This window comes from Staphylococcus devriesei (assembly GCF_002902625.1).
Taxonomy (GTDB): Bacteria; Bacillota; Bacilli; order Staphylococcales; family Staphylococcaceae; genus Staphylococcus; species Staphylococcus devriesei.
The window spans coordinates 1-489 of the sequence record NZ_PPRG01000058.1 but is presented as its reverse complement, the minus strand read 5'-3'; the positions used below and the strand labels follow the sequence as shown (position 1 = coordinate 489).

1 protein-coding gene is annotated in these 489 nt (G+C 28.6%); it reads left to right on the top strand.

Annotation, left to right across the window (positions count from 1 at the left end; genetic code table 11):
• Positions 1 to 489, top strand: a 489-nt coding sequence (locus CD147_RS09295) for a protein rep (protein ID WP_169926900.1), incomplete at both ends; no start/stop codon positions are given.

Below are 489 nucleotides of genomic sequence, written 5' to 3'. Positions count from 1 at the left end.
CAAAGAGTGATTGAAGAAGTGGTTAAGGAAAAACCGAAAGCACGTTGGTTATTTCTAACACTTTCAACAAAAAATGCTATAGATGGGGATACTTTAGAACAAAGTTTGAAACACTTAACTGAATCATTTAGAAGATTATTTAAATATAAAAAAGTTAGTAAAAATTTAATTGGTTTTATGCGTTCAACAGAAGTAACAGTTAATAAAAATGACGGCAGTTATAATCAACATATGCATGTTTTGTTATGTGTTGAAAATAGTTATTTTAAGAATAAAGCTAATTATATAACTCAAGAAGAATGGGTTAGTTTATGGCAAAAAGCATTACAAGTTGATTATCGACCCGTAGCAAATATTAAAGCGATCAAACCAAATCAAAAAGGCGATAAAGATATTCAAGCAGCTATTAAAGAAACCTCTAAATATTCGGTTAAGTCATCTGATTTTTTAACTGATGATGATGAAAGAAATCAAGAAATCGTGAATGAT